An 18,914-nucleotide genomic window follows, 5' to 3' on the forward strand; every position below is an offset into this window, starting at 1 on the left:
CGGGTCGTCCGGCAGTTCGATCTCGACCTGCCCGGCGCCGGCGCGCGCGAATTGACCCAGCGCGAATCCGAGGTGGTCCGGCTGTTCGCATCCGGCATGACCGTCGACGAAATCGCCGCGCATCTGAAGCGCAGCAAGCAGACCATCCGTTCGCAGAAAATCAACGCCCTGCGCAAGCTCGGCCTCGAGCGCCATGCGAGTCGTGCCGGTGATTCGCTATGGGCGGACGCTTTCGCGTCGCCCGATCAATCCCTACGCTGACCATCGGGCGTGCCGGTACCGCCACGCCCGATGGAAAGCGCCCTCTCAATCCTCCTCCGAAAGATGTCGGGCTCGTTCAACAGTGTTGCCCGAGGCCCACTGTTCGACCAGCTTGCGCTGGCGGCTCGCTGACGCGAGCACGTAATCGTTGATGGCCGAATGGAAAAAATCCTGGTCGGCTTCGGTCAGCTGCGCATAGCGCACCAGCGTCTCCATCGCGGCCGGAGTCGGTCGTTTTTTGCTCATGCTGTCGGTTCCATTCAAAATGGGCGCGCCTTGTGGGCGCGCCCCGTTGCTTGCGCGCGCGCGGCGGATGGCCGCGCGCGCCTTCACCGTCACATCGCCCGGCTGGCGTCCACCCGCACCACCACTCGGCGGTTCGGCGCGTAGCACGCGATCTGTGCCTGCTTGCTGCCGTGGCACGCCTCGACCACCGGCTCGGTGTTACCCGCGCTCTCCGTCGAGATCTTCGCCGCCGGCAGGCCGCGTTCGATCAGCATCCGGCGCACCGTTGCCGCACGCGCCGCGCCGAGCTTCTCGGCGGCCGCGTCCGAACCGATCTGGTCCGCATGGCCGATCACCAGGATCTGCGACAGCGTGGTGTTTTCCGCACGGATCTGCTCGACCATGCGGCCCACCTCTTCACGCCCGCGGCCGGTGATGTCGTTGTAGCCCGACTTGCCGAACGCGAACAGCAGGTCGCTGCTCAGCGTGTAGTCCTTGTACTGCGGCTGCGCCGGCGCGGCCGGCAGCGGCGTGGTCTGGCATGCCTGCACGGCCGATGCGCGCGGCAGCGCGTGCACCTGCGCACGCGCGCCCGACAGCTCGCGCTCGGCCTGCTCGCGCGGCAGCGCCTGCGGTGCGCCGTTGCCGCCTTCCTGCACCTTCAGGAAGTAGGTCTTGCCGCCTTGCAGGTTGGCCGAGAAGCGGTCGGTGGTCTTGCCGCGATAGAGCGGCGCTTCGTTCAGGTACGCGCCGAGCGTATGCTCGCCCGCGGCCACGCAGAACACCGTGTAGCCGTTCGGCAGCAGCGCGGTCTGGAAATCGCCGTCCACGTAGACGTGGGCCGCCGAGCGCGTCGCAGCGCCCGCCCCCGCGCGGTAGTACACGATCTGCGCCTGCTGCGCGCCGACCACGCCCACCGGCGCGTAGGTTTCGCCGAACACCTTGCCGGCTTGCGTGCCGGCGCTGCTGAGCGACATCGCCGGAGCGACGTTGGAAGGTTGAGCGATGGCGGGCAGCGTGGCCGCGCCCATCAGCACGGCACCCGCGAACAGCAGGTGCTTCATGGTCTTGTTGAGTTTCATGGTTGCATTCATGGTTATGTCCAGGCGCCGCGAGAGGCAGCGCCCGGGTTCGTCAATATAAAAAGGACTACGCATGGCAGCCGGGCTGCCGGTTGCATCGGATCGTGGAGCCACGGCGGCGCACCGCCGCCGTGGTTCAACCGGTTACACGATGTGGGTGGTCACGCCCTGCTGCACCAGCAGCTCGACGTCGAGCCCCGAGTGCTGGTAGACGTTGTACGTCACGCCTTCCACCGTCACCGTGCCGGACATCTGCGCCCAGTCGCCCACGTCGCTGCCGTCGGGCAGCAGGTCGGACAGCTCGATCACGTCACCCGCGTCGCCGCGCACCATCATCTGCGTCTTGCCGTCGTTGATGAACAGGCCCTGGCCGCCCTGCTCGAGCACGTCGCCCAGCGACAGCTTGAGCGTGTTGTCGCCCGTGCCGGTGAGGTCGATCACCTCGACCGACGAGAGCTTGCCTTGCAGGTTCGACAGGTCCAGCACCTGGCCTTCGCCGGTGAGCTTGAGCATGTCGGTGCTGTCCGTGCCGGTGAATTCGATCGCGTCTTCTTCGCCTTCGCTCACGTAGAACACTTCGCCGCCCAGGCCGTCCAGTGCCACGAGGTCGTGAACACCGTTCTCGCTCTCAACACCGTTAGTCGACTGCGGCGATTCGATCAAGACACCGGTCGAGATCGAATCGACATAAATATGTTTATCCGTCGTAATCACGAAGCTTGAGTACGCAAGCCCGGTCGGCATGTTAATCGATACCAATTCATTGAACTGTCCGGGACCGTCTGCGTAAATCTCCTTGGTGTGAACTTCTTTACCATTCTCGTCCTTGAACGTAATGGTTGCCACAAGCAAATCTGCGGCAGTAATGTTCACCGCGCCCAGTTCAAAGGTCAGCCCCCCGGCATTTTTCCCCTTCAAATCGAAGGTGATCTCGCTTCCGCCACCAAATGCAGCGAGTACTTTTCTGATGTGATCGGTGCCCCATATCGTCAACCACAGTCGATGACTCCCCCCCCCGTGGGTGATAGCAAACAGCCCAGAATCAATTGTTTGACCGGCATCCCATTCGGTCCCGGTAGCAATATTTTTAAAGCTCTCAAGGGGCAGTACTTTATCCGACAGAATCATCGAATCGAATGTAACGGCGTTACCGAATTGACTCATCTCAACGGTTCCGGTCATCCGGAAGCTCGCAAATGAGTGGCCGGCCGGCATTTCAATGGCCATCAGCCCCGCCTCGCCCGCCTTCAGCTCATGCGTTTTAATCAACTGACCGCCAGCGTCGAAAAATTCTATAGTTACAAAACCACGTTCGGCGGGGGCAACGCCGCCAATTCCCCATTCAAAAGTCAACACCTGTGCGGTATTACCCCTCAAATCGAACTCAGTGACTGGTACCCCGCCCTGCCAAGGCGACAATCGTACCTGCATGCCCGATGGCGCGCCCGATCCGCCGCTGTCAATGGCAACTACTTGGCCCCCAGCGCCAACCCTGGTGATGTCGAAAAGCTTCGTCTGGTGCGTAGCACCAGGCTGCCACTGCGTCCCCGCGGAACCCTGCAAATCGGCAAAGCTCTCAACCCCATAAATCAACCCGAACTCAAAAGGATCCAACGCGAAGTTAAACGGATCGCTAGTGATCGGGCCATGCAGCGGATCGGTCGCCACCGCCGTCAGGCTATGCCCGCCAGTACCGCTCAGCGGCATGTCGGGCTGGAACGTCCAGCGGCCGGTTTCCGCGTCAGCCGTGGTCGAGCCGATCGAGTTGCCGTTATCAAAAATCTCCACCACGCTGCCCGGCTTCGCCGTGCCGTTGATGAGCGGCGTATCGTCATTCGACGTTTCCCCTTCGGGGATCGGAATCAGGTTGTTCGGGTCCGTGTTGTCCCAGATATCCGTGATCACCGGTTGCACCGGCGAATCCACGATCACTGTCACCGGATCCGACTTGTCCGACTCGCGACCGTTCGGATCGCGCTCGATCACCTCGAACTTGTGCCCGCCGTCGTCCAGCTCATCCACCGGCTCGAACGTCCACTTGCCGTCATCACCCACGACCGTCGAGCCCACCACCTCGTCATCGATGATCACGATGACCGTGTTGCCAGGCGTACCCTCGCCGCCGATGACCGGCGTCTTGTCCTTCGTCCTGTCGCCGTCGCCGATCGGCGTCTGGTTATCCGGGTCCGTGTTGTCCCAGATTTCACCGATCGCCGGCGTCTGCGGCCGCCCGCCGTCCGACGGTCCCACGATCACCGTCCACGGATCCGACGGCAGCCCGACGCTGCCCACCGGGCTGGTGGCCGTAGCGGTGAATACATGCGGACCATCGGCCAGCGGCGTGGCCGGCACGAACATCCAGTTGCCGTCCGCGTCAGCCATCGTCGAGCCCAGCAGAACGTCGCCGTCATAAATCATCACCAGGCTGCCCTTCTGCGCCGTGCCGCGGATTTCGGGCGTCCGATCATCGGTCCTTTCACCGGATGCGATCGGACCGATCTCATCACCGAAATTGTCGATCACGCCCGTGATCACCGGGCGATCCGGCGCAGTCGGATCGACTTCGAACTCGAAGCCCGGCGACGGCAGGCTCGCATTGCCTTCCGGGTCGATTTCCACCGCCACGAAATCGTGCTTGCCATCCTCGAGCGGACGATCCGGCTGGAATGTCCACGAGCCGTCTTCCTTCACGACCGTCTCGCCGATCTTCTTGCCGTTGTCGTAGATTTCAACCTTGTTGCCCGGCGTCTCACCCTTGCCCGTAAACACGGGCCGACGATCGTCGGTCACACCGCCGCGATCGATCGGACCCGTCACGTCGCCGACGTTGTCGAACACGCTGTCGATCGACGGCTGCCCGGGGCGGCCACCGCCGCCGCCATCGCCACCGTTACCGCCGTCGTCCTTGCCGCCACCGATCAGCCCGGCCGCAAGCGCCCCGCCCAGCACGCCCAGCGCGCCGAGGCCGAACAGCCCGAGACCCAGCCAGTCGATGCCAGGCGCGGCCACCAGGCCCGCGCCGAAACCAACCATCTGCTCGGCGCCCAGCACCTGCGGCGCCGCCTTGCCATCGGCCAGCAGTGCAATCGCGTGATCCTGTTCGGCGTCCGACGCGATGTACTCGTGGTACGCGCCATCCTCACCGAGGCCCACCAGCTGGCCTTCGTTGCCGTAGAAATCCTCGATGATCAGTTGCGGCTGATCGTAGCTCGTCCCTTCGAGGCTCAGATGCAGGTTCTTGCCGACGCGGCTCACCGTGATGTTCTGCGGCGCATAACCGCTCTGGCTTTCGGCCAGGATGAACTTGGCGCCCTGCGGCGCACGAACGCGCGCGGCCGTGCCCTGCTGCGACGCGCGCAGCTCCAGCGTTTCCTTGATCGTGTTGCCGTCCACTACGGCAAGCTTGACAGTACTCATGTTCACAGAATGTCCTTATACAAAGAGTCTGATGCCAGCCGTAGCCAGCGTTGATTGATTGATCCTTGATTGATCCCTGTCGCACGCGAACGTGGACCATGGAACGGATTACATTTTGGCGATTTGGCGGGTAAATAAAACGGGACGAGTTTCATCATCAATCGGACGGGAACGAAATGCTTTCGCGGTGCCCGGAATCGGCCGCGAAGGCCGCGCGGCGGGCGTAACTGCCCGCGCGTAAACGGCCAGGCCCCCGCGTCGCGAAGCGAGCGGGGGCCTGGCCTGCGGGCCGGGTTCGGGCCCGGATCAGCGCACGACGGACGCGCTGGCCGACGCGGTACGCACCGGCTCCAGCGCGGCGAACTGCTGCTTCACGCCGCGAATCGTGCGCTCGAACGCGACACGGCGCTCGCCCGTCAGCGGCGGACTCGCCGGCGCGGTCGTGAGCCGGATCGGATCGACCGGCTGGTTTTTCATCCGCACTTCGAAATGCAGATGCGGGCCCGTCGCCGTGCCGGTGCTGCCCACCGCGCCGAGCAGCTGCCCCTGGGCGATCGGCATGCCCTTGCGCAACCCTTTCGCGAACGCCGACAGATGGCCGTACCAGCTCGTATGGCCGTCCGCGTGGCGAACCACCACATAGTTGCCGTAGCCCGGCTCCCAGCCGACGAACTGCAACGTGCCGGCGGCGCTCGCGTGCACCGGCGTGCCCGTCGGCGCGGCCAGGTCGACGCCCGTGTGGCCATGGTGCACGCCACTGATCGGATGCACGCGCGTGCCGAACGGCGAACTGATGCGCGCGCGGGCCACCGGCATCGCGAACGGCGCCGCCGCCAGCGGCTTGCCGTCGAACGCGTAGTACGCGCCCTTGCCGCGCGCGGGCTCGAACCACACCGCGCGATGGGTCGTGCCGCCCAGCCTCAGCTCGACGGCACTCACGCGCACGGGGCGCGAGCGAGCAGCATCCGCGCCGGTGCGCTCGTAGATCACCTGGAAGTAGTCGCCGGCCCGTGGCTTGGCGTCCACGGCAACACGCGCACCAAAGATCCGCGTCACCTGCGCGGCGGCATCGGCCGGCAAGTCCGCACGCTTCAATGCGTCGCGCAGGCTGCGCTCGATCACACCCGCCCGCACGCCAGAATCCTCGGGCGGCAGCACGAATGCGCTCGCGCCGGCGAGCGACGCACCATTTGGCTGCTGCGCCACCTCGACGGCGGCCGCCGGCGCCGCGCCGGAGAGCGGTCGAGCCGGACCGCGTGCTTCGTCGAGCACGCACGTCGCATCCTGACGACACATCGACACCAGCACCGGCGCATCGAGCGATAGCCGCACGGGCGGCGGTTCATGCAACGCGTCGCGCATCGGCAACTGCGACATGAACGCGCCCGCATCGTCCTGCCGCAGCACCGCCCAGCCGCGCGCGCGGGATTCAGCGGTTTGCGCCGCGAACGTGAGCGTGTTCGCGCCCCCTTCATTCGTCCCGGTCGACGCGAGCACCATCGCACGCTGCATGACCGTGGACGACGCGTCGCAGATCCACAGCGCGCCCGCCGCACCGCCCAGCAATGCCAGGCCCGCCACCATGCGCGGGCCGACCTTGCGGTCCGCGCGGCCGGGCTGGCGTGCTTCGGCGCAAGCGCCAGGCCCGCGTATCAATAATCGACGTAAGAACGGCTTCATCACAAGAATCTCGCAGTACGGAATAATGGGTGACAGATGGGTGCCGGCGGCGAAGTAGGCGCACGCGGCAGCAGGTGAAAGCAGTCTATCGACCGCCTCCGCTTCGCCGAATAGGACCGATCTCGAACTCGATCGGACCGGTCAGGACTTCGTCGCGAACCTGATCCATCACGCCTTTCCCTCCGCGAGCCAGCGCGCCAGCACACCCGCCGACGCGTATTCGCGGAACACGGCCTGATAGCTGTCGAAGCGATTCGACACTTCGCTGACCTGATTGCCGTAGTGGTCGTTTTCAGCGATCAGCACGTCGAGCAGCGTGCGCCGGCCGAGGTGATACCACTGCTCGAAGAACGCCTTGCGGACCCGGTCGGTCTCGGCCGACAGCCCACGGTACAGGTTGGCGCGCTCGAGCATCGTATTGGCGTCCTGATCGGCGGTGCGAACCCCGTACTCGAGGTCGCGGCGCTGCTGCTCGATCTTCTGCCAGCTCGCAGTCGCGCGCTGGCCTGCGGCGGCCGTCGCGGCGGACGTGGAGCCGCCGCGAAACGCGGCCCAGTTGAGCGTGAGCATGGTTTGCCACGGCTGGCGCCGTCCCAGCGAATCGCGCCCGGTACTCGCGCTGACCACCCAGTTCACCTGCGGGAGCCCTGCCGCGCGCACGGCCTTCACGTGCAGATCCGCCGCATCGGCCTCGGACTGCGCCTGGCGGATGCCCGGGTGATCGTTGACTTCCGCGAGCAGCCGCGCGAGGTTGCCGCGCTCGAGTTGCCACTCGCGCGTGCGCGGAATCATCACCGCGTTCTCGCCAACCAGCTTGGTGAGCGTCAGCTCGGCGTCGCGCACCTTGGCCTCGGCCGCATCGCGCAGCGCCTGCGCCTGCAGCAGGCGCGTCTTCGCCTGGGTCAGCTCGCTGCCGCGGCCGCGATCGACCGCGACGATCTCGCTGAGCATCTTGACGAGCGTCTCCATCCGGTCGACGAACTGCTGGCTCAGCTCGACGACCACACGCTGCTTGCCGAGCTCGATCAGCGTGTTCGACACTTCATAGGCCGAGTTTTCGAGTTCCGTTTCGTACCGCTGGCGCGCCGCGTCCGCGAGGTGTTTGCGGCTGCCGATGGTTTTGGACGTACGCCCCCAATCGAACACGGTCGTCGTCACGTTCGCCGTGATGGCGCTGCCGGGGTTGGAGCCGTTGCCCGCACCCGGGCCGAACTGCAGTCCGGGCGACTGGGTGCCGATGTCCAGTTGCGGCCAGCGCTGACCCTTCGCTTCGTCGACGTCGGCGTTCGCGGCCTGATATTCGGCATAGGCCTGACGCACTTGCGGGCTGCGATCGGCCGCGGCCTTCACCGCGTCGTTGAAAATCCGGCGAATTTCCGCCTCGGACGGCACCGGGCCGTTGCCGAACGCATCCGGCTGCGTTTCCAGCCATTGCGCGAAGGTGCCGGCCGCTTGCTTGCCGAGCGGCTTGCGCTGGGTCGGCGGCGCATAGTCGGGCGACGACGGTGCGTCGCCCGGTGTCAGCACGGTTTGCGCCAGGCTCGCGGGCGCGCGAGGCGTGGTCGGATGCGCGGCGGCGAGGTTCAAGGCCGGCGCCGGCCGCGAGGCGGGCGCGGCAGCGAACTCGCTCGCGCTCCAGACACGTCCCGGCGCCGGGCGCCAGGCGCCCGCCAGGTCGGGTGTCGAGGCGGACGGGCTGGCGAGCGTCGCCGCTTGCTTGTCCGCCGGTGCGGTCTGCTTGAATACGATCAGCGGCTCGTCGGCGGACGCCTCTCGCACGCGCGTCGATTCGGCCACCCGGGCGGCTTGCGCGGCGTGCTGCGCTTCGGCGGCCTGGGCCGCTTGTGCGAGGCGCTGCGCTTCGGCCGCCTCGGCTGCTTGTGCGATGCGTGTTGCTTCGGCCGCCTCGGCTGCTTGTGCGATGCGTGTCGCTTCGGCCGCCTGGGCTGCTTGCGCGAGGCGCTGCGCTTCGGCCGCCTCGGCTGCTTGCGCGAGGCGCTGCGCTTCGGCCGCCTGGGCTGCTTGCGCAAGGCGCTTCGCTTCAGCCGCCTGGGCCGCTTGTGCGAGGCGCTGCGCTTCAGCCGCCTGGGCCGCTTGCGCGATGCGCTTCGCTTCAGCCGCCTGGGCTGCTTGCGCGATGCGCTTCGCTTCAGCCGCCTGGGCCGCTTGTGCGATGCGCTTCGCCTCAGCCGCCTGGGCCGCTTGCGCCGCTTGCGTCGCGCGCTTCGCCTCGGCGAGCGTGGCTTCCGCCTCACGCGCCTCGTCCGCAATGCGTTTCGCTTCCTTGGCTTTCGCGATCTCGATCGGCGACGGGCCGCCAACGGCGTTCGCCGCGCCGGCCAGCCGTCGATCCTCGTCCGCCTTCGCGGCCCGGGCAAGCTGCGCCTGCCCCGCCGCGCTGCTGATACCCGCAAGACGCCGGGTTTCGTCCTCTCGCACTGCACGGGCAAGACGGGCCGCTTCTCGCGCATGGCTCGCGTCGCCCGCATTCAGCTCCACCACCGTGGAAGCAGGTTTCGCCGGCGTGGCGGGCGCAGCCGGTGTGGTCGATGCCACCGCTCCGGGGCCCATCCAATCGAGCACCGACCGATGCGAGCGCATGGTCACCGTATTGTCCGCATGCGCGCTCTCCATTACCGGCATCGACGACGCGAACAGGCATAGCGCCGACACCATCCACGGAATCGGCCGGCGGCGCAAGCCCTCGGGCTTGGGTGCGTCGCCGGAGCGACTCAGGGTGTGAATCGGATAGGACATAAGTTTCGCAGTACAAAATGGATGACAGTGAACACGCGCTGCATATCAGCACACGACATGGGCACGAATCGGCAGCAACGACCACGCAAGCGGTTCGTCATCACTTCGTGCGATGGCGCTCTACAGCAGGAGAGCCAAGTCTATCGACCGACCCCGCCCGCAAAAATAGGACGGGTTTCGTTTGCAATAGGACTGGTATAGGACTGCATACAGGCACAACCGGCACGCCATCCGCCGCAACCTGCCGACGGGGGGCGCCCCCTGCGCGAGCCGGCTGCGCCGGCTCGGGTTCCGGGCACTCGAGCGGCGCCACCGGCCTGCCGGCCGATGGCGCCATCCGCCGGATCGCGCGGCCCTCACGCTCAACGCTCCCGGAACGCTTCACGCGCCTTCATCACCGGTTTGAGCAGGTAGTCGAGAATGGTTTTCTCGCCGGTACGAATATCGACGCTCGCGATCATCCCCGGCAGGATCGGCAAGGTCTTGCCGCCCGCGCTGAGCGCGCTCGACTCGGTCAGCACCAGCACCCGGTAATACGTCGCATCCGGGCGGCCCGCCGCGGCCTTCTGGTCGTCCTTCAGCGTATCCGGGCTGATTTGCTCGACCTCGCCCTTCAGGCCCCCGTAAATGCCGAAGTCGTACGCGGTGATCTTCACGGTCGCGGGCTGGCCCGGGCGCAGGAACGCCACGTCCGACGGCTTGATGCGCGTCTCCACCAGCAACTGATCCTCCAGCGGCACGATTTCCATGATGTGCTCGCCCGGCTGGATCACGCCCCCAATGGTGTTCACCCGCACGTTCTTCACCGTGCCGTACACCGGCGCCACCACGGTCGTGCGCTGCAGCACGTCGGCGCGGCCCACCAGCGTCTCGCTGGCTTGCGACAGTTCGAGTTCGAGCCTGATCAGTTCCGAGTTCGCGTCGGCCTGGAACTTGTTGTGACGCTCGACGATCTGCGAGCGAATCTCGTTCGCCTGCCGGCGCATGCGCAACAGCTCGACCTCCGACACGAGGCCCTTCGCGGCCAGCGGTTCGGCCAGCCCGATTTCCTTCGCGGACAGCGCATAGCTGCGCTCAAGCGCCGATACGCTGTCGTTCAGCGCGCGCCTGCGGGAGTCGTACGCCAGCGTTTCCTGCTTGACGATCGCCGCCACCTCGCGCACGTCGTTCGGGAACACCAGCGGCTGCCCATACGCCTCGGCGCGCAGGCGCGCGATCGTCGCCTTCAGGCCGATCGCCTTCGACCAGGTCTCGCGGTAGCTCGTCTCGGCTCGCGTCGGGTCGATCTTGGCGAGAATCTGTCCCTTCTTGACGACGTCGCCTTCGCGTACGCTCAGTTCTTCGAGAATCCCGCCTTCGAGACTCTGGATCACCTGCTCGCGGCTCTTCGAAATGACCGTGGCCTCGCCGTGCGTGATTTCCTCCACGCGCGCGAAATGCGCCCAAATAAGGCCGCCCGCGAACACCGTGCCAATCAGATACAGCACGGCCATCGAGCCGGGCGTCGACTGCGTCAGCAGCGACTCCCTCACGTCGTTCATGAATGCGGCGTCGCCGGACTTCAAGGCGGGTTGCTTCCCCCGCCAGCGGTTGAGAATCTTCGAAATCATGGGGTTTACTCCTTCGCGGCGGACAAGTCGCCGGATTGCGCCGCGCGCGGCGGCGCCGCCGCAGCCCCGTTCAGGGCCTTGCGTTCAGTTGTTGCGGCACTCGCCGCCGTATCGTTGGCCGGCGCCGGGCCACGCGGCGCCGTCGATCCGGTTTCGTTGCCGCCTCGTGCCGGCGCGGTTGCGGCCGAGGGCTTCGCCGCGTTCGTCGCTTTCGCCACGTTCGCGGCCTTTGCCGCGCCGCGCTCGCTGTCGCGGGTGCCCGACAGCGCCGCCAGGATCTTGTCCTTCGGACCATCGGCCACCACCTTGCCCTCCTCCACGATCACGATGCGCTCGACCAGCGCCAGCACCGACGGGCGATGCGTGACGACCACCAGCGTCTGCCCGGCCGTGGCCCGCGCCAGATGCTCGAGGAACAGCGTTTCGGTCTGGTTGTCCATCGCGCTGGTCGGCTCGTCGAGCAGCAGCAGTTGCGGGTTCGCAAGCAGGCTGCGCGCGAGCGAAACCAGTTGCCGCTGGCCGCCGGACAGGCCACTGCCGCCCTCGCCGATCGGCCGGTTGATGCCGGCCGGATGCCGGCTCGCGATCTGGTCCAGGCCCGTGAGCCGCAGCACCCGCAGGAATTCATCCGCGCTCGCCTCGGGACGGCCGATCATGACGTTCTCGCGCAGCGTGCCGTGGAACAGGCGGGCGTCCTGGCCCACGTAGCCCACCGACTTGCGCCAATCGGCCGGATCGATCTGGTCCACCGCCAGGCCATCGGTAAACATCTGGCCGCTCTCCGGCAAATACAGGCGCCCCATCACGCGCAGCAACGTCGACTTGCCGCTGCCGATCCGGCCGAGAATAGCCACCCGCTCGCCCGGCTGCACGCTCAGGTTGACGTCCGTCAGGATCGGCGGGTTCGGCTGCATCGGCGGCGCCGGATACGAGAAGCACACGTCTTTCAGCGCGATCTGGCCGGTCAGCGGCGGCTTGGCCAGGTAATTGCGGCTCGCGTCGCGATCGACCGGCAGCGCCATCAACGCATTCAGCGACTTGAGCGCGGCTTTCGCCTGCTGGAAGCGCAGCGCCAGGCCCATCACCTGCGTGAGCGGCGCCGTGACGCGCCCGGCCAGCATCACCGTGCCGATCAGCGCGCCCTGCGTGAGCGTGCCCGCGTCGATCAGGTACACGCCCGTGACCACCAGCACCACGGTTTGCAGTTGCTGCAGGAAGGTCACGAAGCTCGTCGCCTTGGACGAGATCTGGCGCGACTTCATCGACGTGTCGGCCGCCATCCCGCTGTACGCTTCCCAGCGCTTTTGCATGTGGCCTTCGCCACCCACCGCCTTGAGCGTCTCGAGCCCTTCGACCGATTCGATCAGCACGCCCTGCTTCAGCGAGGTTTCGCGCAGGTTTTCCTGCATCACGCGCGCGAGCGGCCACTGCACCGCGACACTCACCAGGATGATGATCGGAATCATCATCAGCGGAATCCAGCCCAGCGGGCCGCCCACCACGAACACCACCGCCACGAACATGAACACGAACGGCAGGTCCGAGACCGCCGACAGCGTGGCCGACGTCGCGAAATCGCGCACCGATTCGAACTCGCGCAACTGGTTCGCGAACGAGCCGGACGACGCGGGTTTGTGTTCCATCCGAACCGCCAGCGCCTGGCGAAACAGCAGCGTGCCCATCACGAGGTCGGCCTTCTTGCCGGCGACATCCAGCAGGTGGCTGCGCACATAGCGCGACACGGCCTCGAACAGCATCGCGATGCCCACACCGATGGCCAGCGACCACAGCGTCACGTAGGCCTGGTTCGGCACCACGCGGTCGTACACGTTCATCGTGAAGAAAATGGTGGCCAGACCCAGCACGTTGATCAGCAGCGCGCCGAGCGCGGCGCTCGCGTAATAACGCCGGTAGCGCCACAGCGTCTTGAACAGCCAGTGCCCGGCAGGCTCCACGGCCGCTTCGCCCGCGCGCGTGTCGATCTTCGCGCGCGGCTTGACCAGGATCGCGTAGCCCGAATAAATCTCGTCCATCTCGGCCTGCGTGTATTCGACCGGCTCCTCGCCCAGGTCCGGGATCACGAGCTGGTACAGCAAACGGCCTTTCGCTTCCGGGTCGGGATCGCGCCGGCGGCCGATCAGGATCGACCCGCCGTACGTCTTGTGCAGCAGGATCATCGGCATCACGTGATGCGACAGCAGTTGCAGCCGGCGCTCGATCAGCCCCGCCGTCAGGCCCGCGCTGGACAGTGCGTCCAGCGCGAGCGACGGCGACAGCAGGCCGTTCTTCGGCAGCCCCGCGGTCAGTGCTTCGGAAGTCCTGCCAAGGCCATAGCGCTCGCAGATCCACATCACGCAGTCGAGAAGACTGTCGGGATTGGTTCTCTGCTGCGCGGGCGCCGGCATGTCGGGGAGAATTTCAGTTGCCATGATCAAAACCTTCTGATGACTCGCTGTCAGGCCCGCGCAACGCCAACGCATCGTCCGGGCTGCCAGGGCGACATGTGCGCTGGGCGCCGTCGGCGCGACTTCGCACTGCGCGGCATGCCGCGCAACGACCTGGCTGAATGAGATTCCCGTCAGGGGACGAAAGTCGTCCCGGGTTGTGACGGGGGAGTAAGGAACAGCGGCAATTCTGATCAAATGGACCGGCGCGAGATATAAGACGCCAGGGACAAGCGGATCGGACCCGTACCAAATCTCGGGCGAGATGATTAAATGGTGTTAAATGCGCTTTTACAAACAGGTGTTAGAAAGCAATTTGTATTGATTTTGAAATAAACCTGTGCCATTGCGCGCCGCCTGCCCCAGCGCCCTCGCACGGCAGGCAGCGGTCCGGAAGCCGCATCCACCGCGTATTCATCACAACAACGGGATTAGTACGCGTACGATAGTGGATTAGTGCCAGCCCGATGGTGAACGCAGGACTGGCCGACTAAAGTACGACCTTGATCCGCGTCATGCGCGATAGTCATACTAGTCATACGCACCCGGCTGACATCCTTGCCATACCCAGCCGCCCTCTCTCCTGCCATTGCCAGCAGGGGCCGCACCAGCCGGACCTTGCTTCAACCCGATGAGGACGCCATTAGCATGGACGATTTCACCATCCAGATCGTGCTCGCCGACGACCATCCGGCGATCATCAGCGGGCTGCTTCATACGCTGAAAAAGCACCGTACCGTCAATGTGGTCGGCAGTGCCGCCAATTCCACCGAGCTCATCGCCCAGCTCGCCGCCCACCGATGCGACGTGCTCGTCTCCGACTACGCGATGCCCGGCGGCGACTATGGCGACGGCATCACGCTCTTTTCCTTCCTGCGCCGGCGATACCCCGAAACACGCATCGTCGTGCTGACCATGATCGACAACGCCGGCGTGATCCGCGCGCTGCTCAAGCTCGGCATCGAGTGCATTCTCAGCAAGGCCGACGCCACCGACCACCTGCTCGCCGCCGTTCATGGCGCCTATGCCAACGGCCGATACTTTTCTCCCACGATCGCCAAGGTCGTCTGGCAGATCGATATCGAACAGCCCGCCACCAGCGCCCGCGAATTGACCAGCCGTGAAGCCGAGGTCGTCCGGCTGTTCGTTTCGGGCATGTCCATCAACGAAATCGCCGCGCATCTCAAGCGCAGCAAGCAGACCATCAGCTCGCAGAAAAACAACGCAATGCGCAAGCTCGGCATCGAGCGGGACACCGATCTCATCAAGTATTCCATCGGCGCGTCGCTCGCCGCCCCCGGCACCGAACTGCCCGCGGAGCCGCCAGCCGACGCATAAGTGCAAGTGCAGCAGGATCAAGGCCGGGCACTGCCGCGCCGCCGCGTGCGCACCGTCCATCGGCATGGCGTCCGGCTCCCATCGCTTCCTTGCTCGCGGCGAGGCCGCTTTCGCACATGACCACGCACACGCACGACGCCAGTGGCCCCGACATCCCCGCGCCGCCCGGTCCCTCCACGCCGGCGAGCGAACCCGGTGTTCTGAATCGCTACCAGCGCACGCTGCTCTATGGTGGCGGAGCCATCGTTACCGTCATTCTCGTGACCGTGATCGCCGTGGTCCTGCAATCGCTGGTCAAGGACTACGTTGCCGACCGCGCCGCGGAATTCGGCATACGCAAGACGCTGCTGCAACTCGAGCTCCTGGCGCGCGAAGGCGCGCTGCGGGTCGGCATCATGCACGAGGAATCGGTCTGGAGCCTGCGTCCCGCTCCGGCGCCCGCGCTCCTGAACGAATTCGCGTCGCAACAAGGGCGCATCGTGCTGCAGGGCAATCGCAACTTCGATCCGCTGCTGGTGCTGGGCGACATCACGCCCCAGCACCCGGCGTCGAGCTTTGCGCCCTACCTCGCGCTCGCGGACGAGTTCAGCTACCGGGTGGGCGCATACACGAAGGTTCAGGGGCGCTCACTGTCCGGCTACCTCTACAGCCCGGACGCCAGCTTCATCGCCATCGTACCGGCGCCCAAGGACGGCGATCCGCTCAAACTGAACGGCGTCGCCAATACCGCGGCGTTGCTGCAGCGCATCGCGCCGGACCTCGGCGATCTGCGCGATCCCGTCGTCACGGCACAGTTGCTTGCCGCGCGCAACCCGATCTGGCTGCCGCCCTCGATCGACCCTTTCAGCCACAAACCGGTCATCCGCCTCGTGCAGCCCGGCTTCGACCACGGCAAGCCGTTCATCGTGTTCGTCAGCGACCTTCCCGTCGACCTGTTGCGTTCACGGCTGGCGAGCGGCCGTCACGACGAAGTCTCGATGATCGTCGACGCGGCCGGCCAGCTCATCCTGAGCACGGAACAGCCGCTCGCCGAAGATGGACTCACCGCCGCCGTGCGGCGCATTGCGCTGCCGAAATGGCACGGCAAGCAAGCCGACCTGCACTACCGGAGCGGATTCTTCGTGCTGCGCGACCAGATCTCGGCGGCGGGCTGGCGGCTCGTCTATGCGTTTTCCTGGCGCACCATCGTCGCCGAGCTGTGGCCTCGCCTCGCCGGCTACACCGCCGCGATGCTGTTCGCGATCTCGGTCCTATGGACCTTCCTGATCCTGCTGGACAGAAAGGTCTTCACGCCGGGCTATCAACGTTCGCAGCGGGTTTTCGAAAGCGAGAACCTGAATCGCACGATGGTATCGACCGCGCCGTCGGGCCTCGTCCTGTTGTCCTTTTCCAGTGGGGAAATCCTGCTGCAGAACGACGTGATGCGCACCTGGGCGGCCAGCGCGGATCCGATGCGCGCCCCGTTGCATCTCCAGCTGTTGAGACGCTACCAGGCCGCGGCGCACGCCGATGCCTGGGAAGGCGATCTCGACCCGCCACTTGCCTGCACCGACGGAAGCACCCTCGATCTTCACGTCAGCGCCATCCGCACCAAGTACCAGGGCGTCGACGTGCTGCTGTGCAATATCACCGACGTCACCGCGCGCCGCAACACCGAACGCGCGCTGAAAGAGGCACGCACCGCCGCCGATGCGGCGAACCGCGCGAAATCCACGTTCCTGGCCACGATAAGCCACGAAATACGCACTCCGCTCAACGCGATCCTGGGCCACCTCGAACTGCTCGATCGCTCCGCGCTGACCACGGCCCAAAGCCGGCGGCTGCACACGGTCATGTCGTCCTCCTCCGCGTTGCTCGGCATCATCAACGACATTCTCGACCTCTCGAAGGTCGAATCCGGACAGATGACCGTCGAGACAATCCCCTTCGACCTGGCCGGACTGACGCGAAGCGTCGTGGCCGCCCTCGCGCCGATCGCCCAGGCCAAGGGCATCCGGCTCGAGACCATGATCGCCGATAGCCTTGCCCCGCAATACATGGGCGACCCGACCCGGGTTCGCCAGATCATGGTCAACCTCGTCGGCAACGCGATCAAGTTCACCGAGGTCGGCGAAGTATTGCTCGAGGTCTACGCGCAGGATGAAGAGCGCAGCGACTCGCCCATCGTGATCGGCGTGGTCGATACCGGCATCGGCATGACGCAGGCGCAGCAGCAGAACCTGTTTCAGGAATTCAGCCAGGCGGACCCGTCCATTGCACGCCGGTTTGGCGGCACCGGGCTGGGCTTATCGCTATCCAGGAAACTGGCCGCCCTGCTGGGCGGAACCATTGACTTCAGTTCCGAGGCCGGTGTCGGCAGCACGTTTGTCGTCACGCTTCCGATCTCCGCCCATGCGGGCCTCGCAACAGGCACGCCCCCCGTACCCACGATGACGGCGCTGCCCGACGCCCCCCCCGTCGCGGCCGGCAGCGTGCTGGTGGTCGACGATCATCCGGTCAACCGCGACCTGATTCGCGACCAGCTCGAGATTCTCGGCTACGACGCAGACGTAGCGGCCGACGGATTGGCCGCCCTGCGGTGCTTCAGCGAGCGCCACTACGACATCGTCATGACCGATCTGAACATGCCCGGCATGGACGGCTACATGCTCGCGCGATGCCTGCGCGACCGTGGCGCGCTGGTACCGATCGTCGCCATCACCGCGCATGCGACTGAACACGAGCGCCGGCTCTGCGAGCAGGCCGGCATCGACGATGTCCTGCTCAAACCCATGTCGCTCGGTTCGATCGACGCGGCGATACGCCAGCAGGTCGGCCAACCGGGAGCCACGCGTGCCGCCGCGCTCCCTGCCGAAGCCGACCCGAGCCGCGGCGTGCTGCCCGAGGATGTGCACGCCCGGCTGCTCGAGGCGCTGGGAAAATCCGTCGAGGCGATCCGCCGGGCCCACGCATCAAACGACACGCAAAGCCTGCTGGACCAGTTGCATTCCGTCAAAGGGGCCTTCGCGATGATCCACGAAACCACGGTCGCCGATCTGTGCGGACAACTGGAAGCGCTCGGCCATCTCGGCAAACGCGACGCGATCATGGCGGCGTTGCCCGAGCTTGAACAGCTCGCAGGTTCCCGCCTCGAGCGCCGTCGCGCGAGCCCGTCGGAATCCGGGCTGACCTGATGGTCGTCGCTGACTGAACGCCGCCGGGCTCGCCTCGGCTATTGCGGGCTGCACACTCACGGACACCGAGCCCCATACGCCCCGGCTTTTGCGCTTATCGAACCATCCGAATTCTTGGCACCACCGCTCGCTTCGCATTCCTCCGATAGCAAGGCAGGCTTGCTGAACAATTGCCAGAATTGATTACGCCGATCGTTGCGCAGGCGCTGTTGTCGCGCGACGGATGCTTGCTGCCGAATAGCGACACGATCGTTCCCCGGGATATCCTGCAGTCGCTCGAAGCGGGCGCTTTTTCGATCGGAACCACACGTTCCTGACGAAAGAAGGCAGCGCGCCGAGCATGTCTCCCACCGACGTGATCGACGACGAGCACGAAGCTGCACGCGGACGACACGCCGATCCTCGTGCTCGCGCCGGACAACAAGAAGCGAAAACAGCACGGCTCTGGGCGTACGTGCGTGACAACAGTCGTTCGGGATCGGCGGAGCCCGCTCACGGTCGCGCGATGCGACGGTCTGGACGTTCCCCGTCTCTCCTAATCTCAACTTCTCGCACCGCGCGGTGCGGAACCGCATGCCGGGTGGTGTGCCAGGGGCATAGCCATTGAGCTAGCGCCTATGCCGATTGTTCGTGGCCGATGCACGGTGAGCGTGGTGCGGAACTTGTGGAAGAGGCGGCTTCCGTGCGCCATATAGCGCGGGAACGCGCATATCGCCGCGACTTTCGGTCGGGAATCTGACTAATCAAATTGCCGGTGCGGTTCCCCTGTCGATACGATCGCGATGCACGAATGGCTCGCCGCCAGGCGAATGGACAAATCTTCGGTTCACGTTATTGGAGAACATCACATGGGCGTACGCGACATCACTGGGCGATCGGCATTGCTGCAGGCTGAGATAGCCGAGTCGGATATCAAGGACACGCAAC

The 18,914-nt window shown here is 65.7% G+C and carries 11 protein-coding genes and 1 pseudogene; 4 read left to right on the plus strand and 8 right to left on the minus strand.

Going from position 1 to position 18,914, the window contains the following annotated elements:
• The coding region (locus tag BT264_RS36215) for a LuxR C-terminal-related transcriptional regulator (protein WP_218173370.1) at positions 1-261 on the plus strand (261 nt) is incomplete at its 5' end.
• Between the two features lie 45 nt (positions 262-306).
• Here BT264_RS36215 and BT264_RS36220 read toward each other — a convergent pair.
• The 7 genes from BT264_RS36220 to BT264_RS36260 form a co-directional block, all read right to left on the minus strand.
• On the minus strand, positions 307-507 hold the full coding sequence (locus BT264_RS36220; protein ID WP_072467070.1) for a hypothetical protein: 201 nt from the start codon (positions 505-507) through the stop codon (positions 307-309).
• An 89-nt stretch (positions 508-596) separates the two neighbouring features.
• Entirely contained in the window at positions 597-1,568 is a 972-nt protein-coding gene (locus tag BT264_RS36225; protein WP_072445386.1) for an OmpA family protein, read from the minus strand.
• Positions 1,569-1,712: 144 nt separating this feature from the next.
• A complete protein-coding gene (locus BT264_RS37670) occupies positions 1,713-4,985 on the minus strand; it encodes an Ig-like domain-containing protein (RefSeq protein WP_110281479.1) in 3,273 nt (1,090 codons plus the stop codon).
• Positions 4,986-5,291: 306 nt separating this feature from the next.
• Positions 5,292-6,569 carry a M23 family metallopeptidase gene (locus BT264_RS36245; protein WP_072445383.1) on the minus strand — a complete coding sequence of 426 codons (1,278 nt, stop codon included), beginning with the start codon at positions 6,567-6,569 and terminating at the stop codon, positions 5,292-5,294.
• Between the two features lie 264 nt (positions 6,570-6,833).
• Positions 6,834-9,422 (minus strand): TolC family protein, encoded by a 2,589-nt coding sequence (locus tag BT264_RS37675; protein WP_256260769.1) that lies wholly within the window; start codon positions 9,420-9,422, stop codon positions 6,834-6,836.
• Positions 9,423-9,784: 362 nt separating this feature from the next.
• Positions 9,785-11,032, minus strand: coding sequence for an HlyD family type I secretion periplasmic adaptor subunit (locus BT264_RS36255; protein WP_072445382.1), 1,248 nt, complete (start codon positions 11,030-11,032; stop codon positions 9,785-9,787).
• Positions 11,033-11,037: 5 nt separating this feature from the next.
• The gene (locus tag BT264_RS36260; protein WP_083534422.1) at positions 11,038-13,461 is read right to left on the minus strand and encodes a type I secretion system permease/ATPase; all 2,424 of its coding nucleotides are present in this window, start codon (positions 13,459-13,461) and stop codon (positions 11,038-11,040) included.
• A 663-nt stretch (positions 13,462-14,124) separates the two neighbouring features.
• Here BT264_RS36260 and BT264_RS36265 point away from each other — a divergent pair.
• The 3 genes and pseudogenes from BT264_RS36265 to BT264_RS40305 form a co-directional block, all read left to right on the plus strand.
• Complete coding sequence (locus BT264_RS36265) at positions 14,125-14,814, plus strand: response regulator (RefSeq protein ID WP_072445381.1); 690 nt, start codon at positions 14,125-14,127, stop codon at positions 14,812-14,814.
• Between the two features lie 116 nt (positions 14,815-14,930).
• The gene (locus tag BT264_RS36270) at positions 14,931-17,987 is read left to right on the plus strand and encodes a hybrid sensor histidine kinase/response regulator (protein ID WP_083534425.1); all 3,057 of its coding nucleotides are present in this window, start codon (positions 14,931-14,933) and stop codon (positions 17,985-17,987) included.
• Positions 17,988-18,352: 365 nt separating this feature from the next.
• Positions 18,353-18,471 (plus strand): annotated as a pseudogene (locus BT264_RS40305) (transposase); the annotation flags it as partial.
• A gap of 259 nt (positions 18,472-18,730) precedes the next feature.
• On the opposite strand, the gene BT264_RS39715 reads toward BT264_RS40305, so the two are convergent.
• Positions 18,731-18,914: hypothetical protein (locus tag BT264_RS39715; protein ID WP_218173371.1), on the minus strand; the 184-nt coding region annotated here is incomplete at its 5' end.

Source organism: Burkholderia sp. NFPP32, assembly GCF_900119325.1.
GTDB classification, from domain to species: Bacteria; Pseudomonadota; Gammaproteobacteria; order Burkholderiales; family Burkholderiaceae; genus Burkholderia; species Burkholderia pyrrocinia_C.